This window comes from Natronohydrobacter thiooxidans (assembly GCF_001884735.1).
In the GTDB taxonomy this organism is placed as follows: domain Bacteria; phylum Pseudomonadota; class Alphaproteobacteria; order Rhodobacterales; family Rhodobacteraceae; genus Roseinatronobacter; species Roseinatronobacter thiooxidans_A.
On sequence record NZ_MJAP01000034.1, the window covers coordinates 590953 to 611030 of the forward strand.

At 63.8% G+C, this 20078-nt stretch carries 21 protein-coding genes and 1 tRNA gene; 15 read left to right on the forward strand and 7 right to left on the reverse strand.

Annotation, left to right across the window (positions count from 1 at the left end; translation table 11 throughout):
• Positions 1-42: 42 nt before the first annotated feature.
• Positions 43-116, reverse strand: a tRNA-Gly gene (locus BG457_RS17520).
• Positions 117-163: 47 nt separating this feature from the next.
• Positions 164-652 (reverse strand): single-stranded DNA-binding protein, encoded by a 489-nt coding sequence (gene ssb / locus BG457_RS17525; RefSeq protein WP_071798954.1) that lies wholly within the window; start codon positions 650-652, stop codon positions 164-166.
• A 224-nt stretch (positions 653-876) separates the two neighbouring features.
• On the opposite strand from ssb, the gene BG457_RS17530 reads away from it, so the two are divergent.
• The 6 genes from BG457_RS17530 to BG457_RS17555 all read left to right on the forward strand — a co-directional run bounded on the left by BG457_RS17530 (position 877) and on the right by BG457_RS17555 (position 7176).
• Entirely contained in the window at positions 877-1488 is a 612-nt protein-coding gene (locus BG457_RS17530; protein WP_071798956.1) for a lytic transglycosylase domain-containing protein, read from the forward strand.
• Positions 1489-1554: 66 nt separating this feature from the next.
• Entirely contained in the window at positions 1555-2784 is a 1230-nt protein-coding gene (locus BG457_RS17535; protein ID WP_071798958.1) for an aminotransferase class V-fold PLP-dependent enzyme, read from the forward strand.
• Positions 2785-2805: 21 nt separating this feature from the next.
• Complete coding sequence (locus BG457_RS17540; protein ID WP_071798960.1) at positions 2806-4215, forward strand: cryptochrome/photolyase family protein; 1410 nt, start codon at positions 2806-2808, stop codon at positions 4213-4215.
• A gap of 37 nt (positions 4216-4252) precedes the next feature.
• Positions 4253-5503, forward strand: coding sequence for an SAM-dependent methyltransferase (locus BG457_RS17545; RefSeq protein ID WP_245771032.1), 1251 nt, complete (start codon positions 4253-4255; stop codon positions 5501-5503).
• A 90-nt stretch (positions 5504-5593) separates the two neighbouring features.
• Entirely contained in the window at positions 5594-6055 is a 462-nt protein-coding gene (locus BG457_RS17550; protein ID WP_071798962.1) for a TrgA family protein, read from the forward strand.
• The gene (locus tag BG457_RS17555; protein ID WP_084657703.1) at positions 6052-7176 is read left to right on the forward strand and encodes an NUDIX domain-containing protein; all 1125 of its coding nucleotides are present in this window, start codon (positions 6052-6054) and stop codon (positions 7174-7176) included. Before BG457_RS17550 ends, BG457_RS17555 begins: the two co-directional genes overlap by 4 nt.
• Positions 7177-7192: 16 nt before the next feature.
• Here BG457_RS17555 and BG457_RS17560 read toward each other — a convergent pair whose 3' ends face one another.
• Entirely contained in the window at positions 7193-8242 is a 1050-nt protein-coding gene (locus BG457_RS17560; protein WP_245771033.1) for a threonine aldolase family protein, read from the reverse strand.
• Between the two features lie 75 nt (positions 8243-8317).
• Between BG457_RS17560 and BG457_RS17565 the strand changes: the two genes are divergently transcribed.
• The 9 genes from BG457_RS17565 (at position 8318) to BG457_RS17605 (ending at position 16426) form a co-directional block, all read left to right on the forward strand.
• On the forward strand, positions 8318-8875 hold the full coding sequence (locus tag BG457_RS17565) for a NifU family protein (protein WP_071798969.1): 558 nt from the start codon (positions 8318-8320) through the stop codon (positions 8873-8875).
• Positions 8865-9512, forward strand: coding sequence for a tRNA (adenosine(37)-N6)-threonylcarbamoyltransferase complex dimerization subunit type 1 TsaB (gene tsaB / locus BG457_RS17570; RefSeq protein ID WP_071798971.1), 648 nt, complete (start codon positions 8865-8867; stop codon positions 9510-9512). The genes BG457_RS17565 and tsaB overlap by 11 nt, the downstream gene beginning before the upstream one ends.
• On the forward strand, positions 9509-9946 hold the full coding sequence (locus BG457_RS17575) for a GNAT family N-acetyltransferase (RefSeq protein WP_071798973.1): 438 nt from the start codon (positions 9509-9511) through the stop codon (positions 9944-9946). The genes tsaB and BG457_RS17575 overlap by 4 nt, the downstream gene beginning before the upstream one ends.
• Before the next feature lie 153 nt (positions 9947-10099).
• On the forward strand, positions 10100-11089 hold the full coding sequence (locus tag BG457_RS17580; protein ID WP_071798975.1) for a BMP family lipoprotein: 990 nt from the start codon (positions 10100-10102) through the stop codon (positions 11087-11089).
• 6 nt (positions 11090-11095) lie between these two features.
• Complete coding sequence (locus BG457_RS17585; protein ID WP_245771034.1) at positions 11096-12661, forward strand: ABC transporter ATP-binding protein; 1566 nt, start codon at positions 11096-11098, stop codon at positions 12659-12661.
• Positions 12658-13755 (forward strand): ABC transporter permease, encoded by a 1098-nt coding sequence (locus tag BG457_RS17590; protein ID WP_071798977.1) that lies wholly within the window; start codon positions 12658-12660, stop codon positions 13753-13755. The genes BG457_RS17585 and BG457_RS17590 overlap by 4 nt, the downstream gene beginning before the upstream one ends.
• On the forward strand, positions 13755-14720 hold the full coding sequence (locus BG457_RS17595; protein WP_071798979.1) for an ABC transporter permease: 966 nt from the start codon (positions 13755-13757) through the stop codon (positions 14718-14720). Before BG457_RS17590 ends, BG457_RS17595 begins: the two co-directional genes overlap by 1 nt.
• A gap of 27 nt (positions 14721-14747) precedes the next feature.
• On the forward strand, positions 14748-15668 hold the full coding sequence (locus BG457_RS17600; protein WP_071798981.1) for a sulfite exporter TauE/SafE family protein: 921 nt from the start codon (positions 14748-14750) through the stop codon (positions 15666-15668).
• The gene (locus tag BG457_RS17605) at positions 15668-16426 is read left to right on the forward strand and encodes a TIGR02186 family protein (protein WP_071798983.1); all 759 of its coding nucleotides are present in this window, start codon (positions 15668-15670) and stop codon (positions 16424-16426) included. The genes BG457_RS17600 and BG457_RS17605 overlap by 1 nt, the downstream gene beginning before the upstream one ends.
• Positions 16427-16432: 6 nt before the next feature.
• Here the strand turns inward: BG457_RS17605 and BG457_RS17610 are convergent, their stop codons facing one another.
• From BG457_RS17610 to ccrA, 4 genes are all read right to left on the reverse strand, one after another.
• On the reverse strand, positions 16433-16669 hold the full coding sequence (locus BG457_RS17610; protein ID WP_071799293.1) for an Lrp/AsnC family transcriptional regulator: 237 nt from the start codon (positions 16667-16669) through the stop codon (positions 16433-16435).
• A gap of 92 nt (positions 16670-16761) precedes the next feature.
• Positions 16762-18288, reverse strand: a complete 1527-nt coding sequence (locus tag BG457_RS17615; protein ID WP_071798984.1) for an ATP-dependent DNA helicase — start codon at positions 18286-18288, stop codon at positions 16762-16764.
• A gap of 65 nt (positions 18289-18353) precedes the next feature.
• Positions 18354-18527: a hypothetical protein gene (locus tag BG457_RS20360; RefSeq protein ID WP_175546824.1), complete on the reverse strand. Its 174-nt coding sequence runs from the start codon at positions 18525-18527 to the stop codon at positions 18354-18356.
• Positions 18528-18671: 144 nt separating this feature from the next.
• Complete coding sequence (gene ccrA, locus BG457_RS17625; protein ID WP_071799294.1) at positions 18672-19964, reverse strand: crotonyl-CoA carboxylase/reductase; 1293 nt, start codon at positions 19962-19964, stop codon at positions 18672-18674.
• Between the last annotated feature and the right edge of the window lie 114 nt (positions 19965-20078).

Sequence of the window (20078 nt, forward strand, 5' to 3'; positions counted from 1 at the left end):
CAAAGCTGATTTCACGCCGGTATCTGCAAGTTTCAGCGGGATTGGAGCGGGTGAAGGGAATCGAACCCTCGTATTCAGCTTGGGAAGCTGCTGCTCTACCATTGAGCTACACCCGCATCGGCGCGACCTTTAGCGCGGTCGCGCCATGCCGTCAAGCATCGGCTCAGAACGGGATTTCGTCATCCATATCAGCACGGCCTGCGGGGGCGGAGCCGCCATAGCTGGAGGAATAGCCCTGATCGCGGTCATAGCCACCGCCACTGCCGCCGGAGCCGCCGCCGGAACCGCCGCCGCCCTCGCCGCGCCCGTCAAGCATGGTCAGCGTGCTGCCCATGCCCGCGACGACCACATCGGTCGAATAGCGGTCCTGACCGCTCTGGTCCTGCCATTTGCGGGTCTGCAGCGTGCCCTCGACATAGACTTTCGAGCCCTTTTTCAGATATTGCTCGGCCACGCGCACAAGCCCCTCGCCGCGCAGAACGACATTGTGCCATTCGGTGCGTTCCTTGCGCTCGCCCGTGGCGCGGTCGCGCCATTGCTCGGATGTGGCGATGCGCAGATTGCAGATCTTGCCGCCATCGGGAAATGTGCGCACTTCCGGGTCACGCCCCAGATTGCCGATGAGAATGACCTTGTTTACCGATCCTGCCATAGGGCCCCCTGTGAAACTTGTGGCGCATCCTGCGAATCCGCAGGCTGTCGCGCGCCCTTGCTGTCACATCAGCATATCAGGGTAAAGAAGTGGTTGAGAAGGGCCAAGCGCGCGTGCTTTCCCGGGGCACCATCCGAGGAGGGCGCAAACCTGTCGCGGGGACTGGAAAAATCTCTCATCTGCGCGTATAAGCATCCGGTCAAAAAGGGACAGGTCACATCATCATGCGCAAAGGCCGGGCTATCTGCTCTGTTCTCGCCCTGTGCCTCTCGGCGCAGAGCAGCGTTGCGCAGGGGCTGAGCCTGTCGAGCAGTGGCACGACCTCGCGGCTGGACAGTATGCGCGCGGCCAGCCGGGTGATTGACGGGCGGATGTCCGAGCAATATTCCGCCTCGGCGCGGCTCTTGCCCAATGCGGAAGCGCGAACTGCCGCCGCGCAGGCGGCCATTCCGCGCTATTCCGGCAATTATCGCGGCGCCTATATCGAGGTGGCGCGGGCGGCGGCGCGCAAGCACAATATCCCCGAGGATCTGTTCCTGCGGCTGGTGCATCAGGAAAGCCGCTGGAACCCGTCTGCGGTGTCGCATAAGGGCGCGATCGGGCTGGCGCAGCTGATGCCGGGCACGGCGGAATTGCTGCGTGTCGATCCCAGCGACCCGCAGCAGAATCTCGAAGGTGGCGCGCGCTATCTGCGCATGATGTTTGACAAATTCGGCGACTGGAGGCTGGCGCTGGCGGCCTATAATGCCGGTCCCGCCGCGGTCGAGCGGCACAACGGCATTCCGCCTTTCCGCGAGACGCAGGATTACGTCCGCATCATTCTGGGCACAAGCTGACATTTGGGCCTTGCACCCGCGGGCGGGCTTTCGCACTCTGACGCGACAACAGCCCCCGGAGATGACATGCCCAAGCTGGACCTTGATTTCGTCCGCGCCCAATTCCCCGCCTTTGCTGAACCCAGCCTGCAAGGACAGGCGTTTTTCGAAAATGCAGGCGGATCCTATACCTGCAAGCCGGTGATTGACCGGCTGATGCGCTATTACCACCAGCGCAAGGTCCAGCCCTATGCGCCTTATGAAGCGTCGCGTCTGGCCGGGGCAGAGATGGACGAGGCGCGCCTGCGTCTGGCGGCGATGATGGGGGTCGAGACGGATGAGCTGAGTTTCGGCCCCTCGACCACGGCCAATACCTATGTGCTGGCGCAGGCTTTCGGGGACTGGCTGAAACCGGGGGATGCGATCATCGTCACCGATCAGGACCATGAGGCCAATTCCGGGCCATGGCGGCGTCTGGCCGCGCGCGGGATCGAGATTCGCGAATGGACCATCGACCCGCTGACCGGGCATCTGGACCCTGAAAGCCTGTGGGGGCTGGTGGATGAGCGGGTGCGGCTGGTGTGTTTTCCGCATTGCTCGAATGTGGTGGGCGAGATCAATCCGGTGGCCGAGATCTGCACGCGGCTGCGCGGGGCGGGGATCTATTCCTGCGTGGACGGGGTGTCCTATGCGCCGCATGGGCTGCCGGATGTGGGCGCGCTGGGGGCGGATATCTATCTGTTTTCGGCCTACAAGACCTATGGGCCGCATCAGGGGCTGATGGTGATCCGGCGTGCGCTTGGCGAGGCGCTGCCCAATCAGGCGCATTATTTCAACGCCGATGTGCTGTATAAACGCTTCACGCCCGCAGGCCCGGATCATGCGCAGATCGCGGCCTGTGCGGGGATGGCGGATTATATCGATGCGCTGCATGGTCATCATTTTCCGCAGGACAAGGCCGATCCGAAAACCCGCGCCGCGCGGGTGCATGATCTGATGCGGGGCCATGAAACCGCGCTGTTGCAGCCGCTGCTGGATCATCTGGGCGGGCGCAATGATCTGCGGTTGCTGGGACCAACGCAGGCGGCGGCGCGGGCGCCGACCGTGGCGCTGTCGCATGCGCGCCCGGGTCATGATCTGGCGGCAGCGCTGGCGCCGCTGGGCATCATGGCGGGGGGTGGCAGTTTCTACGCCAATCGCGCGCTGCAGGGGCAGGGGGTGGACCCGGCGCATGGGGTGCTGCGGGTGTCTTTTGTGCATTACACCCGCCGCGAAGATCTTGACCAGCTGATATCGGCACTAGATCGCGTCTTGTAACAGCAAGCAAGGCGCCGGAATTTGTCTGACACTGCCCCGATCCTGCTCTGGTTCCGGCGCGATCTGCGCCTGAGCGATCATCCTGCATTCACTGCGGCCGCGGCCTCTGGTCGTCCGGTGATCCCGGTGTTTCTTTGTGATCAGGTTGTCGAGGGGCTGGGGGCGGCGCCGAAATGGCGGCTGGGCTTGGGGGTCGAGGCATTTGCGCAGCGGCTGGAGGGGATCGGCGCGCGGCTGATCCTGCGGCGCGGCGATGCTCTGGCGGCGTTGCAGGCGCTGATCGCCGAGACGGGTGCGACGGCGGTCTGGTGGGGGCGGCAATATGACCCCGTGCAGATCGCGCGTGACAAGGCGGTAAAAGCTGCGCTGACGGCGCAGGGCATTGAGGCGCGCAGCTTTCCCGGTCATCTGCTGTTCGAGCCCTGGGAGGTCGCGACCGGGCAGGGCGGGTTCTATCAGGTCTATACGCCCTTCTGGAAGGCGGTGCGCGGGCGCGATGTGGCGGCGCGGCTGCCTGCGCCGGAGGATTTGCGCGTGCCGGAGGCATGGCCGGAAAGCGATGATCTGGCCAACTGGGGACTGGGCCGCGCGATGGGTCGGGGGGCGGATGTAGTCGCGCGCTATCTGCATCTCGGGGAAGAGGCCGCGCAGGCGCGGCTGGCGGGCTTCATGCGCCACGGGATCGAGGGCTATGGGCGCGACCGTGACCGGATGGATCTGGACGCGACTTCGGGCCTGTCGGAGAACCTGACCTATGGCGAGATCAGCCCGCTTGCGCTCTGGGAGGCAGGCCAGCGGGCGCTGCAGGGCGGCAAGGCGGGGGCCGAGACCTTCCTCAAGGAGCTGGTCTGGCGCGAATTTGCCTATCATCTGATCTGGCACACGCCCCATATCACCACGCGGAACTGGCGCGAGGGGTGGGAGGGTTTCCCGTGGCAAAAGGATAACCCCGACAGCCTGCGCTGGAAACAGGGGCGCACGGGGATCGCGCTGGTGGATGCGGCCATGCGCGAGATCTATGTGACGGGGCGGATGCATAACCGCGCGCGGATGCTGGTGGGCAGCTACCTGACGAAACATATGCTGACCGACTGGCGCGTGGGGCTGGAGTGGTTTGCGGAATGTCTGGTGGACTGGGATCCGGCGGCCAATGCGATGGGCTGGCAATGGGTGGCGGGCTGTGGCCCCGATGCGAGCCCCTATTTCCGCATCTTCAACCCCGACACACAGGCTGCGAAATTCGATCCCGAATCCCGCTACCGGCGGCGCTGGCTGGCGGAACTGTCGGAAGCGCCGCCCGAGAGCGCCTTGCAGTTTTTTGACGCCTGCCCGCGGAAATGGGGTATGAAAAGGGATCAGACCTATCCCGCCCCGCTGGTCGATCTGGCCGAGGGTCGAAAGCGGGCGCTGGAGGCTTATCATACCAGATAGTCAGGCCCGAAAGGGTCGCAACAGGGACCAGAGACTGATGACAGACACAGCGCAGCCGCCACAGATGATGGCAGGGATCCTGACCTCGCTGAGTGGTCAGCAGGCGCTGCCGCGCTATTTCACGCAAGCTTTCGCGCGGGCGGAACGGCTGAACCGGGGGCGGCTGGATATCGTGCTGCCCGATGGGCGGCGCTTCCGGGCGGAAGGGGCCGCAGCGGGGCATGCGGCGGAATTGCATGTGCATGACCCCGACCTCTTCGCGCGGCTGATCCGCGAGGGGGATGTGGGTTTTGCCGAATCCTATATGGAGGGCGGCTGGTCCACGCCCGATCTGCAAGCCTTCATGGATCTGGTCACTGACGACAACCCGTCGGTCTATGACGCGGCGGTGGGCATGCGGATCATGCGCGCGCTGGAGCGGCTGCGCCACGCATGGCGCGCGAATTCAAGGGCGCAGGCGCGCAGGAATATCAGCTATCATTATGATCTGGGGAATGATTTCTACGGGTTATGGCTGGATGAGAGCATGACCTATTCCTCGGGCATCTTCACCACCGGCAACGAGACGCTGGAGGCCGCGCAAGCGGCGAAATATGCCGCGATGGTGGACCGGATGGGAGTGAGGCCGGGCGATCATGTGTTGGAAATCGGCTGCGGCTGGGGGGGATTTGCGGAATATGCCGCCGCCCGGCGCGGCCTGCGAGTGACGGGGCTGACCATCAGCCGGGCGCAGCACGATTACGCAGTTGCCCGCATGGCGCGGCTGGGGCTGTCGGATCGGGTTGAAATCCGCCTGCAGGATTACCGCGACACCGAAGGGCAGTTCGACGGGATCGCCTCGATCGAGATGTTCGAGGCGGTGGGCGAAAAATACTGGCCGCGCTATTTCCGGGCGGTCCGGGAGCGGCTGAAACCCGGCGCGAAAGCGGTGATCCAGATCATCATGGTGCCGGATGCGCGCTTCAGCTTCTACCGAAAGCATGTTGATTTCATACAGAAATACATCTTCCCCGGTGGCATGCTGGGCGCGCCCGGCCCGGTGCGCCGCGTGGCCGAGGCGCAGGGGTTGCGCTATGTCTGCACCCATGATTTCGGGGCAAGTTACAGCGAGACCCTGCGCCGCTGGAATGCGAGATTTCAGGCCCGCTGGCCAGAGATCGCAGCACTTGGTTATGATCTGCGCTTCAAGCGGATGTGGGAGTTTTACCTGACCTCTTGCGCCGGGGCTTTTGCGAGCGGCAGTTGTGATGTCACGCAACTGGTGTTGCAACATCCCGACACTGCGTGAGCCCCGACGCCGCTTGCGGGTCTGGTGAATTGCGCAAAGCCCGGCGCGGGGCTATCCTCTGGCCAGAGCAGACAAGAACAAAGGCCAGACATGCCCACCCTGACCCGCCTCGCCGCCATGGTGCTTTTCGGCGCGCTGACCTATTTTCTTGGCCTGCGCTACCAGCTTCTGTTTGACGATCCGCCCCGATCGCTGATGGCGGGCAGCCTGTTTCTGGCCGTGGTCGCGGGGTTTGTGGGCTGGTCCTTTGTCGGGCCGCGCATTGGCCGCTCTTATCTCCGTGCCTTCACCGTGGTCATTCAGGGCTATCTGGCGACGCTGCTTCTGGCGCTGTTTCTCTATGGGTTCTACGACGCGTTCACCCAAGGTTATGCCATGCGCTACAAGGATTTCGGTGATGCGTTTCAGGGGGTGATAGGGGTCGCCATCGCGCATGTGACGCGGATGCTGGATCGAGATTTCATGGTGCTTCTGGGGGGGATTTCCGTGATCATCACGCTGGTCGTGACCACAGTCTTTCGCGTCGCAGAAGCACGGCGGACCGAATATTGAGCAACGCGGTCTTTCTGTCCGGCCCTTGGGTTGCGCCGCAGATGCTGGCGCTATTGGGGATGTCCGGTGCGCCCGCTCGCATGGTCGATTTGCCCGATCACCGGCTATGCGCGCCGGTTGCGGGGATGCCGGTGCTGGTTTCCGCGCCCGCTGCGGCTGTTTCCGGCGCGGTTTACCGGCTGGACGCCCGAGGAGCCGCGCGGCTCGCCGCATTGCAGGCGCTGTTCGGGGCCGAGCCTGTGCCTTGCGCTCTGGGGGATTGCGATACGGTTACGATTTTTCGCCGCGAGGCTTTGGGGTGCTTGAAACCTGACTGGCCCGGTCCTGACTGGCCCGATGCTGACTGGTCAGAGGCGCGCGCAGAGATCCTGATGGCGGCCTGCGCGGAAATGGTGCTGCTCTCGGAAACCCATCCGCCAGAGGCATTGCAGGCCCGCTGGCCCATGGCGCTGTCGCATGCGGCCTCTGTCCGGCGCGGCGGGGCCGAGGACGCCCCGGCCACCCTGCGCCGCGACTGGACGCGCGCGGATGTGACGCTGGAGACGCCGCGCCAGCCCTATGCCTGGTATTTCGGCGTGCGCGAGGATGATCTGCGCTTCCGGCGTTTCGATGACAGCCTGTCGGATGTGGTCAAGCGCGCGGGGTTCGTGATGAGCGATGCTGTGACCGTGCTGCCCTATGATCCGCAACGCGACCGGGTGATGCTGGTCGAGCAGTTCCGTTTCGGCCCCTGGCTGCGCGGGGTGCAGAACCCGTGGTCACTGGAGCCGATTGCCGGGCGTGTGGACCCGTTCGAGACCCCCGATGCGGCGGCATTGCGCGAGGCGCAGGAAGAGACCGGGCTCGCGCTGGAGACGGATCGGCTGGTCGCAGTGGGCCGGGCCTATCCCTCGCCCGGAGCGATCACCGAATATCTGTATCACTATGTCGCGCTCTGCGACCTGCCGGACGGGTCCGAGGGCGTTTCGGGGCTGGAGACCGAGGCCGAGGATATCCGCAGCCATGTGATCAGTTTCGACCGGCTGATGGATCTGGTCAGAAACGGCGAGGCGCAGAACGGCCCCTTGGTGCTGACGGCATGGTGGCTGGCCGCGCATCGCGAAGGGCTGCGGGCGGGGTGAGGGGCTGCGAGTGCGGTCATTCCAGCAGGCTCAGGAACTGGTCCACATCTTCGGCGCGGGTGGACCAGCTCGTGACCAGCCGGGCCGAGACCGTCTCGGGGTCATTCTGGTGATCCGGCCAGAGGAAATATTGCGCGCCAGCCGCTTGCAGCCGTGCATGAGTGTCGCGCGGAAGCGTGGCAAAGAGCATATTGCCCCCGCGCGGGAACATCAGCCGCCCCGCCAGACCTGCCTCCAGCCGCGCGGCCATTTCATTGGCGTGATGTGCGAGGTCGCGCCACAATCCGGCTTCGATCCATGCCAGCATCTGCGCCGACAGGAAGCGGTGCTTCGACCACAGATGCCCCGCGCGTTTGCGGCGCAGCTGCGCTTCCCAGTAGCGGGCGGGGTCGAAGAAGATCACCGCCTCGACCCCCATCAGCCCGTTTTTCGTGCCGCCCAGCACCAGAACATCGACGCCCGCGCGCCATGACATCTCGGCAGGCGTGCAGCCCTCGGCGACCAGCGCATTGACAAAACGCGCGCCGTCCAGATGCACGGGCAGGCCGTGGTCATGGGCGATCTGCGCCAGTTCGGTGATCTCTGCCACGGAATAGCGCGTGCCGCATTCGGTCAGGTTGGTCAGGCTGAGGGCGGCGGGCTGCACCGCATGCACGACCCCATGCCCGGAGCGTGTGAGCGTGTCGCGCAAGGCCTGCGCGTCGATCTTGCCATCGGGGCCGGTGACATGCACCAGCTTCGCGCCGCCAGTGTAGAATTCGGGCGCGCCGCATTCATCGACCTCGATATGGGCCAGATCCTGACAATAGATCGCCCCCCAGGGCGGGCAGAGCGTGGCCAGCGCCAGCGCATTCGCCGCCGTGCCGGTCGTGACCAGCATGACCTCGGCCTGAGGCGCCTCGAACAGATCGCGGATGCGCGCGCGCAGGGTGTCCATCAGCGGGTCGGTGCCATAGCCCGAGGCATAGCCTTCATTGGCGCGGGTGATCGCGTCGAGGATGGGGCCGGGCAGGCCGGAGGTGTTGTCAGAGGCAAAATACATGCGCGGCACGCTGTCGCGAGCCATGATTGATGTCAAGGGGGGCGGCTTGACAGGACAGGGGGCAGAGCGCATATCCCAAGCAACACAGGAGATAGGCCCATGTTCATCCAGACGGAATCGACCCCCAACCCGGCCACGCTGAAATTCCTGCCCGGTCAGGATGTGCTGGGGCTTGGCACGGCGGATTTCCCGAATGCGGATGCGGCAGCCGCGTCGCCGCTGGCGCGTAGGCTGTTTCAGGTCGCGGGTGTGACCGGCGTGTTTCTGGGCAGCGATTTCATCACTGTCACCAAAAGCGATGATGCGGAATGGCAGCATCTGAAGCCCGAGATCCTTGGCGCGATCATGGAGCATTTCCAGTCCGGCGCGCGCGCCATCGAGGGTGAGGCCGAGGCGGGACATGCCACCCATGACGGACCGGATGCCGAGATCGTGAGCCAGATCAAGGAACTGCTGGACAGTCGCGTGCGCCCGGCTGTGGCGCAGGATGGCGGCGATATCACCTTCCACGGGTTCGAGCGTGGCGTGGTCTATCTGCATATGAAAGGCGCCTGCGCGGGCTGTCCTTCCTCGACCATGACGCTGAAAATGGGGATCGAGAATCTGCTGCGCCATTATATCCCCGAAGTGACCGAGGTGCGGCCGGTTGCCGTCTGATCGCCTGATCCTTGGCTTTGACACATCGGCCGCGCATTGCGCGGCCGCTCTTCTGTCGGGCGATACGGTGCTGGCCTGCGCGCATGACGAGATGGCGCGGGGACAGGCGGAGGCATTGGTGCCGATGCTGGAGCAGGTCTTGCGCGCGAGCGGCGTGGCATGGGGCGATCTGGACGCGCTGGCCGTGGGCGTCGGGCCGGGCAATTTCACCGGCATCCGCATTTCGGTGGCGACCGCGCGCGGGCTGGCGCTGGCGCTCGGCATCCCGGCGGTTGGCGTGTCGGTTTTCGAGGCGCGCGCCTGCGGGCTGCCGCGCCCGCTGGTCGTGGTTGAGGATGCCCGGCGCGGGGAGGTCTATCTACAAGGGTTTGGTGCCGGGCCGGAGGCGCCCTGTCTGCGCCCGCTTGCCGGGATCGCGCTGGCCCCCGGAACCCCCGTCACCGGCAGCGGCGTGCAGGCCATTGCCATGACGGGCGAGGTTTCGATCCTGCCGCCGCGCTATCCGCTGGCCGAAGCCATCGCCCGCGCCGGGGCGCAGAAGCTGGGTTCAGACCCGCTGCCGCGCCCGGCGCCGCTCTATATCCGCGCGGCGGATGCGGCCCCCTCTCCGGAGCAGCCGCCCGCGTTGCTGCCATGAGCCCGGCGCAACTGGCAGAGCTGCACCGGCGCTGCTTTGCCATGCCGCCGCCCTGGTCCGAGGCGGATTTCGCAGGCTTTCTGACCGATCCGCAATGCCGCCTGATTATGCGCGGGGATGGGTCCGTCATTCAGGCATTCGCGCTGTTTCGAATCGTGCTGGACGAGGCGGAATTGCTGACCCTTGCCACCCAGCCCGAGGCGCGCCGCAAGGGGCTTGCCCGCGCGGTTCTGCAAGAGGGGCTGGCCCTTGCATATGCCGCCGGTGCGCGGATCTGCTATCTGGAGGTGGCGGAGAGTAATCTGCCTGCGATTGCGCTCTACACAGGCGCGGGTTTTGTACGGGCGGGGCTGCGGCGCGGCTATTACCATGCGCCGGGGCGGCCGCCCATGGATGCGCTGGTTTTTCGGGCAGTGCTGGACGCGGCGGAATGAGCTTGTCTCAGAACCCGGACAATACACGCGAATTTGCTGTTGACCACTTGATCAAATGCAGGGTTAATCGGGGCAATCGCGCGCTGTGGAACAGTGCCGAAACCCGCCTCTGGCACCAGATTCGTGCCATAGGCCCAACAGGAGTAAACCCGCATGACTTCTTTCAAGACGATGCTTGGCGCGGCCTCGACCCTTGCGCTGATGGCCAGCATGGCGCAGGCCGATCCGGCGCTGATGTATGACCTTGGCGGCAAGTTCGACAAATCCTTCAATGAGGCGGCCCATAACGGGGCAGAGCGCTGGAAGGCGGAATCGGGCGGCAATTACCGCGATATCGAGGTGACCGCGGAAGCGCAGCGCGTGCAATTCGCCCGCCGTCTGGCCGAAGCGGGCGCCGATCCGGTTGTGGTGCTGGGCTTTGCCAATGCGCCCACGCTGGAAGAAGTCGCACCTGATTTTCCCGACACTTCTTTCGTGCTGATCGACATGGTGGTGGATCTGCCGAATGTGCGCTCGGTGGTGTTCTCGGAACATGAGGGCAGCTATCTGGTGGGGATGCTGGCTGCGATGGCGTCCGAGACCGGCACGATCAGCTTCGTGGGCGGGATGGAGATCCCCCTGATCGCTAATTTTGCCTGTGGCTATGCACAGGGCGCGAAAGCGGTGAATCCCGATATCAATGTGATCGTCAACTATACGGGTTCCACGCCTGCGGCCTGGAATGACCCGGTGCGCGGGGGCGAGATTGCGCAGGCGCAGTTCAGCCAGGGGTCTGACATCGTGTTTGCCGCCGCTGGCGGTACGGGTCTGGGCGTGTTGCAGGCCGCAGCCGATGCCGGTCTGAAATCCATCGGCGTGGACAGCAACCAGAATTATCTGCATCCGGGCTCGGTGCTGACCTCGATGCTGAAACTGGTCGATCAGGCGGTCTATGATGCGTTCAATGACGGGGCTGGTCTGGAAACCGGAATCGTGGTGATGGATCTGGCTGCAGGCGGTGTGGGTTATGCGCTGGACGAGCATAATGCCGATCTGATTTCCGACCAGATGCAGGAAGCCGTCGAGGCCGCCAAGGCTGCGATCATCGCTGGCGAAGTTACGGTGCATGACTACCGCACGGACAGCACCTGCCCGGCCTTCTGATCGGATATGACCGACAGTACGACACATGCGATGCGGCAGGGGTCTGCCGCATCTGTCCCGCTGGCCATCGAGTTGCGCGGGATTTCCAAGGCATTCGGGCCGGTTCAGGCCAATAAGGACATTTCGATCCGCGTCCGGCGCGGCACGATTCACGGCATTGTCGGCGAGAATGGCGCGGGCAAATCCACGCTGATGTCGATCCTCTACGGCTTCTACCGCGCGGATTCGGGTGAGATTTTCATCAACGGGCAGAAGACCGACATCACCTCCAGCCCGGATGCGATCCGCGCGGGCATCGGCATGGTGTTCCAGCATTTCAAGCTGGTTGAGAATTTTACCGTGCTGGAGAATGTGATCCTTGGTGCGGAAGGGTCGCGGCTCTTGCGCCCCTCGCTTGCCCGCGCGCGCGGGCTCTTGAAGGATCTGGCGCGCGAGTTCGAATTGCATGTGGACCCGGATGCGCTGATCGAGAATCTGTCGGTGGGCCATCAGCAGCGGGTCGAGATCCTGAAAGCGCTGTATCGCGAAGCCGATATTCTGATTCTGGACGAGCCGACCGGCGTGTTGACGCCATCCGAGGCGGACCATCTGTTCCGTATCCTGCGCGGGCTGAAGGAGCAGGGCAAGACGATCATCCTGATCACGCATAAATTGCGTGAAATCATGGATGTAACCGACGAAGTTAGTGTGATGCGGCGCGGCGAGATGGTGGCCACGCGCACCACGTCAGAGACCAGCCCGACGGAGCTTGCTGAATTAATGGTGGGCCGCAAGGTCTTGTTGCGGGTGGAAAAAACACCTGCCAGGCCCACAGATGAAGTGCTGCGCGTCGAAGCGCTGCGACTGGTCGACAGTCAGGGCGTGGAGCGTCTGCGGGGGCTGGATTTCAACATCCGCGCGGGCGAGATTCTGGGCATTGCCGGGGTGGCCGGAAACGGGCAGTCGGAATTGCTGGAAGCGCTGGCCGGGCTGCGCCCCGCCGAAGGGCGCGTCTGGCTGCGCGGCGAGCCCCTGCCACTTGCGGGCACGGGCTGCGACGGGCAATCGCGGCGCGCGCGGCGTATTGCCCATGTGCCCGAAGACCGCCACCGGCGCGGGCTGGTGCTGAATTTCCATGCCTGGGAGAATGTGGCGCTCGGCTATCACAATGACCCGGCCTATAACCCGACCGGCTGGAAGATGAATAATGACGCGATCCGCGAGGATGCGCGCGCGAAGATCGAGAGCTTCGATGTGCGCCCGCCCGATTGCTGGCTGAAGGCGAGCGGTTTTTCCGGCGGTAACCAGCAAAAGATCGTGCTGGCGCGTGAAATCGAGCATACGCCGGATCTGCTGCTGATCGGCCAGCCCACGCGCGGGGTGGATATCGGCGCGATCGAATTCATCCACCAGCGCCTGATCCGGCTGCGCGATGCGGGCGCTGCGATCCTGCTGGTCTCGGTCGAGCTGGACGAGATCATGGCGCTGTCGGACCGGATTCTGGTCATGTTTGACGGGCGCATCATGGGCGAGCGCATGCCCGAGGCGACGAATGCGCAGGAACTGGGGCTGATGATGGCGGGCATGGCATGAGCAAACCGGGCAAACTGCCCCATTGGGCCGATGTGACATTGGTGCCGCTGGCCTCGGTTGCGCTGGCTTTCGTCATTTCCGGCATTCTGATCTGGGCCATTGGCGAAAACCCCTGGGCGGCGGTGAAACTGATGGTCGATGGGGCTTTCGGCTCCAGCTATGGCTGGGGCTATACGCTCTATTACGCTACGAATTTCATCTTCACCGGATTGGCGGTTTCCGTGGCCTTTCAGGCGCGGCTGTTCAATATCGGGGGCGAGGGGCAGGCGGCGCTGGCGGGTCTGGGCGTGGCGCTGGTCTGCCTTTATATCCCCTGGCCGCATTGGTCGCTGGCGCTGCTGGGCGCAACGCTCGGCGCCGCGATCTTTGGCGCCGCATGGGCGTTCATCCCGGCCTATCTGCAGGCCAAACGTGGCAGCCATATCGTGATCACCACGATCATGTTCAATTTCATCGCCGCCTCGGTGCTGGGCTATTTTCTGGTCAATGTGCTGCGCCCGCAAGGCTCTATGGACCCGGCCTCGGCGCGGTTTCCTTCGGTGACTGTCTTGCCGAAACTGCATGAGATGCTGCGTCCGCTGGGCATTCCCTTCTCGACCGTGCCGCCGGTGAATATCGCGCTCTTTCTGGCGATTGCGATGTGTTTCGCGATCTGGTTCATGCTCTGGCGCACGCGGCTGGGCTATCAGATCCGCGCCTTTGGCGAATCCGAGCCTGCGGCGGAATATGCCGGTATCAGCCCGGTGAAGATCACGATCTATACCATGCTGATCTCGGGCGGGCTGGCAGGGATGATGGCGGTCAACGCGGTGATGGGCGAGCAGCAAAGGCTGGTGCTGAACGCGGTCGAGGGCGCGGGTTTCATCGGCATCGCGGTCGCGCTGATGGGGCGCAACCATCCGTTCGGCGTGTTTCTGGCCGCGATCCTGTTCGGCTTTCTCTACCAGGGCGGCGCGGAACTTGCGCTCTGGACCGGGATCCCGCGTGAGTTGATCGTGGTCATTCAGGCGCTGGTGATCCTGTTCACCGGGGCGCTGGACAATATGGTGCGGATGCCGCTGACGCGGCTCTTTGCAGTGCGGAGGGCGCGGTGATGGATATTGTAGTCATCGTCCAGATTCTGGATTCGACCCTGCGTCTGGCCACACCGCTGCTGTTCGCCTGTCTGGCCGGGCTGATATCCGAGCGCGCGGGCGTGTTCGATATCGGGCTGGAAGGCAAGATGCTGGTCGCGGCCTTCATGGCCGCTGCGATTTCCTTTGTCTCGGGGAATGTCTGGATCGGGGTGGCGGGGGCGGTTACGGCCTCGGTGATGCTGTCGCTGGTGCATGGGCTGGCCGCGATCACCTTCCGGGGCAATCAGCTGATTTCCGGGGTGGCGATCAACTTCCTTGCCGCCGGGATCACGGTCGTTGTGGCGCAGAACTGGTTCCGGCAGGGCGGGCGCACGCCGTCCTTGTCGGGGGACGCGCGCATGCCGCGCCTGACGCTGCCCTTTGCCGATGCGCTGCGCGATGTGCCACTGATCGGGCCGCTTTACTCGGGGATCCTCTCGGGCCATGCGCTGCTGGTCTATGTGGCGTTTCTCTGCGTGCCGCTGACCTGGTATATGCTGTTCCGCACCCGCTTCGGGCTGCGCCTGCGCGCGGTGGGCGAGAATCCGGCAGCGGTGGACACTTCGGGCGTGTCGGTCACAGCCTTGCGCTACGGCGCAGTGGCGATCTGCGGGGTTCTGTGCGGATTGGCGGGGGCGTATCTCTCGACCGGGCTGTCCGCAGGATTCGTCAAGGACATGACCGCCGGGCGCGGATTCATCGCGCTGGCGGCGATGATCTTCGCGAAATGGCGACCCTGGCCTGCGCTTTGGGCGGTTCTGCTCTTTGGCCTGCTCGAAGCTGTGGCAAACAGGTTTCAGAATATTGAGATTCTTGGTCTCACTTTGCCTGTTCAGGCGATGCAGGCCTTGCCCTATATCCTGACCGTTGTCATTCTGGCGGGGTTCGTCGGCAAAGCCATTCCACCGCGTGCGGGCGGGCAAGCCTATGTCAAGGAACACTAACTGGCCCTGAGTGGCCGCGAGCAGGTCATGCAGGTCTATCTGCCCATCGCCGAGACATCGGTCAATGCCTTCACTCTGCTGGGCGTTGGCGGCGGGGTCGGCATGCTCTCGGGCATGTTTGGCGTCGGCGGCGGCTTTCTGATCACGCCGCTTCTGTTCTTCATCGGAGTGCCGCCGACCGTGGCGGTGGCCACCGGGGTCAATCAGGTCGTGGCCTCGTCGATTTCGGGCGTGCTGGCGCATCTCAAGCGCAAGACGGTCGATCTGCAGATGGGCACGGTGCTTCTGATCGGCGGTCTGATCGGCTCGCTGATCGGGATCTGGTTTTTCAACCTGATGAGCCGTCTGGGCCAGATCGATCTGATCGTGCAGCTTTCCTATGTGCTCTTTCTGGGCATTATCGGCGGGCTGATGTTGCAGGAAAGCCTGCGCGCGCTGATCCGGTCAAAGAATCCCTCGGCCCCGAAACGCAAGCTGCACAAGCATTACTGGCTGCATAATCTGCCCTTCAAGATGAAGTTCCGCACCTCGGGGCTGTATATCTCGGTCTTTCCGCCGCTTTTGGTGGGCATGGGCGTGGGGGTGCTGGCCGCGATCATGGGCGTGGGCGGCGGTTTCATCATGGTGCCCGCGATGATCTATCTGCTGGGCATGCCCACCAAGGTCGTGATCGGCACGTCGCTGTTTCAGATCACCTTTGTCGCAGCTTTCACCACGATGATGCATGCGGTCACGAATCACAGCGTCGATGTGATGCTGGCGATTTTCCTGATCCTCGGCGGTGTGGTGGGGGCGCAGATCGGCACGCGGGTCGGGCTGAAGCTGAAGGCGGAACAATTGCGCATCGCGCTGGCGCTGCTGGTGCTGGCGGTTTGCGGCAAGATCGCCTTTGATCTGCTGTGGCCGCCGGCGGAGCTCTATTCTGTCACCGTGCTGGGGCGGTTCTGATGCGGGTGCTGCTGATCCTCTGGCTTGGTCTGCTCGCATTGCCCCTGCGCGCGGAAGAGGTAATCGCGGGGCTGAGCCAGCGCAGTGTCGCGCTGACGGTGAATTTCGAAGGCTCGGAAATCCTGATCTATGGCGCGGTGCGGCGCGAGGAGCCGCTGCCGGACGACTCGGATCTGAATGTGATCATCACCATTGAGGGGCCACCGCAGACGACAGTGGTCTGGCGCAAGGCGCGGCGGCTGGGGATCTGGGTCAATACCGACCGGCAGGATATCCGCGCCGCCCCCAGTTTCTACGCTGTGGCCACGACCGGGCCCTTGCGTGAAATCCTGTCGCAGGATGCCGATCTGACGCATCGCATTTCGACCCGGCTCGCGATTTTCGAGGCGCGGGGGGCGGCCGATCCGATGGAGCGCGCGAGTTTCACCGAGGCGCTGATCCGGGTGCGCGAGGGGCAGGGGCTGTATCAGCAGCATGATGGCGGGATCGATCTGGAGCGCGAGACGCTGTTCAGCACAAGGCTGACCCTGCCCAAGACGATTGTCGAGGGGCGCTATGCGGCACGGATCCTGTTGTTGCGCGATGGCGAGGTGATCGATGAGGTCGAGACCTTCATCGATGTGCGCAAGGCGTTTCTGGAACACTGGCTGACCAATCTCGCCTATGAGCAACCCTTTCTCTACGGGTCGCTGGCGCTGTTTCTGGCCGTGTTCTTCGGCTGGGGGGCCTCGGCCCTGTTCCGGCTGATGCGGAACTGACGCGGCTCAGAAGGCGCGGAAGGTCATGGTCGTCAGCGTGCGGTTGATGCCGGGAATATCGAACAGTTTCTCGGTCAGGAAATGGCCGACATCCTCGCTTTCGGGAATGTAGAGCTTGGCGATCAGATCGTAATCGCCCGAGGTGGAGTAAAGCTCCGACACGACTTCGCGGTCATAGATCGCATCGGCGACCTCGTAGGTCTTGCCGGGCTGGCAACGGAACTGGACGAAAACACAGCGCATGGCGCACTCCTGATCTGACGGCGGCACGGGGCTTGCTCCTGCGGCCCATTCCACCAAGGATATTGGGACAGGGCGGAAACAGGAAGAGGAAATCAGGATGTTTCCTGCGCAAGGCTGAGGGGCGCGGGCCCAGTATCCAGATCCTGCGTGGTCAGGGGCAGGCGCGGGCGGGCAAGCCGGTTGCGGATCACCCAATGCAGCCGGTGTTCGGCGCGGGTGATGGCGACATAGGCCAGCCGTTTCCAGAGCGCGATCCCGCCCTCATGGCGCCCTGCACGCGCCGCCGCATAGAGATCGGGGGCGAAAACCTGCACATCGGGCCATTGCGAGCCCTGCGCCTTGTGGATGGTGACGGCCGCGCCATGCACGAAGGCCGCGCCCATGGTGGCGGCATAGGGGATGAAAGGTTCTTCCTCGGCCTCGCGTTCGATCTTGATGATCGAGGCCACCGAGATCTGCGGCTCCTCGGCGCCGAAAATATGCAGCCGCGAGAAGCCCGGCTTGCGCCCCGGCCCCAGATAGACCACCTGCGCGCCTTTGATCAGCCCGCGGGCTTCGAGGTCGATGCGTTTCTTGCGATGTTTCAGCGGCAGTTCCAGCCCGTCGCAGATCAGCGGCTCGCCGGGCGAGAGTTCGGTTTCCGGGGCCTGATGCGCGTTGCGAAAGGCGTTGATCAGGCGCAGGCGGGTGGCGTTGCGCCAGACAAGCACTGGCGAGCGCGCCATCAGGTCGCTGTCCACGCGCTCGGCCAGGTGCACGCGCGGGTCGCGCCGCGCGGCATCTGCCACGAGGGACTCGAAACTTTCGAAATCCAGCGCCGGATCGGCCAGCGCATGCGCCAGATCAAGGATCGGATTATCCTCGGCCTGACGATGGATGCGGCTGAGGCGCAGTTGCGCGGGCGCGGGCAGGCTGTCGAAGACCATGCCGCCGGACTGGTTCACCGGCGCAAGCTGGGCGGGATCGCCAAACAGGATCAGGGTCGAGAAAAGCTCTTGCAGATCCTCAAGCTGGCGCGCGTCCAGCATCGAGCTTTCATCGACAAAGCCGATATCAAGCGGATCATCGCGCCGTTTCCAGCCGGTGATGAAATCCGAGCCGCGCAAACCTGCGGCGGCCAGCGCGCCGGGGATCGATTTGACCTGCGCATAGAAGGCATGCGCGCGGTCCAGCGCTGTTTCGGACAGCCCCTCGATCGAGGGCCGGGGCAGATTGCCGGTCAGCCATTCGGCGATGCGCTCATATTCCGGGTCATAGACGGGGGTATAGAGGATGCGGTGAATCGTCGTCGCCGCCACCCCGCGCCCGCGCAGCACCGAGGCCGCCTTGTTCGTGGGCGCGAGTACCGCGAGCGTGCGCGTCTCGCGCCGCCTGCGCCCTTCATAATCGCCCGAAACCAGTTCCACCCCGGCCTCAAGCAGGTTGCGCGTCAGTTCGGCCAGCAGCAACGTCTTGCCCGACCCGGCCTTGCCCATCACCGCAAGCGTCCTGCGCTGATCCTCGGGGGCGGGCTGGCAGCTGCCCTCAAGCAGATCCACCCCGGCGGCGGAGAGGGCCGTGGCGATCTGGTCCCAGGCTTCGGCCTGATCTTCGGAAAATGCAACAGGGGTCTCGGTCATGGCGGCACCCTAGCGCAAGCCAGAGCCAAGCGGCAGGGGCATTTCACCGGTTGGGGCGGGAATTTTCAGCCCTTGCCCGCACCGGGCCGGGGGGTGTGTCCCGATGGGCTGGTCTGCGCGATTTCCAGATGCGCAAGTTGAATAGCCTGTTCGAGATGCGCGCTGAGTGCGAGCAGATCCTGTTCACGGGCATAGCGGAGCGCTTCGTTCAGTGTTTCGATCAACCAGTCATGTGACACAGGCGCAGGCTCCTTCCCCCCGCTCAACCCTTGCGGGATTTGCGACAGGATAGAGCAGGGAGGCTGTGCAAATGGTTTACGCGCCGCAAAAAAAACGCCGCGCAGGCGGAAAGCTGCGCGGCGTGACCGTGTTTTCAGCAGCGCTCAGCGCTTCGGTGCTGCGGCGAGGGCGTCCTCGAAAGTGCGCAGACCGGTGCGCGGGGCCTGCACCAGCACCGCCATATTGCCGGGCTTGTGCTCGTTGCGCAGCATTTTCACATGCGCATCGGGGATCTGGTCCCAGGGGAAGACCTCGGACATGCAGGGATCCAGACGGCGCTCGATCATCAACTGATTGGCGGCAGAAGCCTGTTTGAGATGCGCGAAATGGCTGCCTTGCAGGCGCTTCTGATGCATCCACATATAACGCACATCAAAGGTGCAGTTGAAGCCCGAGGTGCCGGCGCAGATCACGACCATGCCACCTTTCTTGACGACCAGCGTCGAGACGGGGAAGGTCGCCTCGCCCGGATGTTCAAACACCATATCGACATTCACGCCCTTGCCGGTGATGTCCCAGATCGCCTTGCCGAATTTGCGGGCTTCTTTCAGCCAGTCATTGTATTCGGGCGTATTGACCTTGGGCAATTGGCCCCAGCAGTTGAAATCCTTGCGGTTGATCACGCCTTTGGCGCCCTGATCCAGCACGAATTGCCGCTTGCTTTCATCCGAGATGACGCCAATGGCATTGGCGCCTGCCGTATTGGCAAGCTGGATCGCGTAAGAACCAAGCCCGCCGGAGGCGCCCCAGACCAGCACATTCTGGCCGGGCTTCAGGTCATGGGGTTCATGGCCGAAGAGCATCCGGTAGGCGGTGGCCAGCGTCAGCGTGTAGCAAGCGGCTTCTTCCCATGTCAGATGCTTCGGGCGCGGCATGAGCTGCTGCGCCTGAACGCGGGTGAATTGCGCGAAAGAGCCGTCATGCGTCTCGTAGCCCCAGATGCGCTGCGTGGGCGAATACATCGGGTCGCCGCCATTGCAATGCTCGTCATCGCCATCATCCTGATTGCAATGGATCACGACCTCATCGCCGACTTTCCAGCGCTTCACCGCAGATCCTACGGCCCAGACGATGCCCGAGGCATCCGAGCCTGCGATATGATAGGGCTGCTTATGGCCGTCAAAAGGGCTGATCGGCACGCCAAGCCCGGCCCAGACGCCGTTATAGTTGACGCCTGCGGCCATCACGAGGACGAGCACTTCGTGGCTGTCGATGGCCCATGTGTCCACGACCTCGACCTGAAAACTCTTGTCGGGTTCGCCATGCCGCTCGCGGCGGATGGCCCATGCATACATTTTCTTCGGCACATAGCCCAGAGGGGGCATTTCGCCGATCTCGTAGAGATCCTTTTCGGGCGCATCATAGGTTGCGATGCCGTCTTGCGTGTCCAGAGCCATATCTGCCTCCATTATCCAGAGCCACTGCTGCGCCGCAGAAATTCATGCGGCGCTTGCAGCATGGATAGAATTGGTCGCGCAATAATGCAACCCTAATCTGACACGATTTGTAAT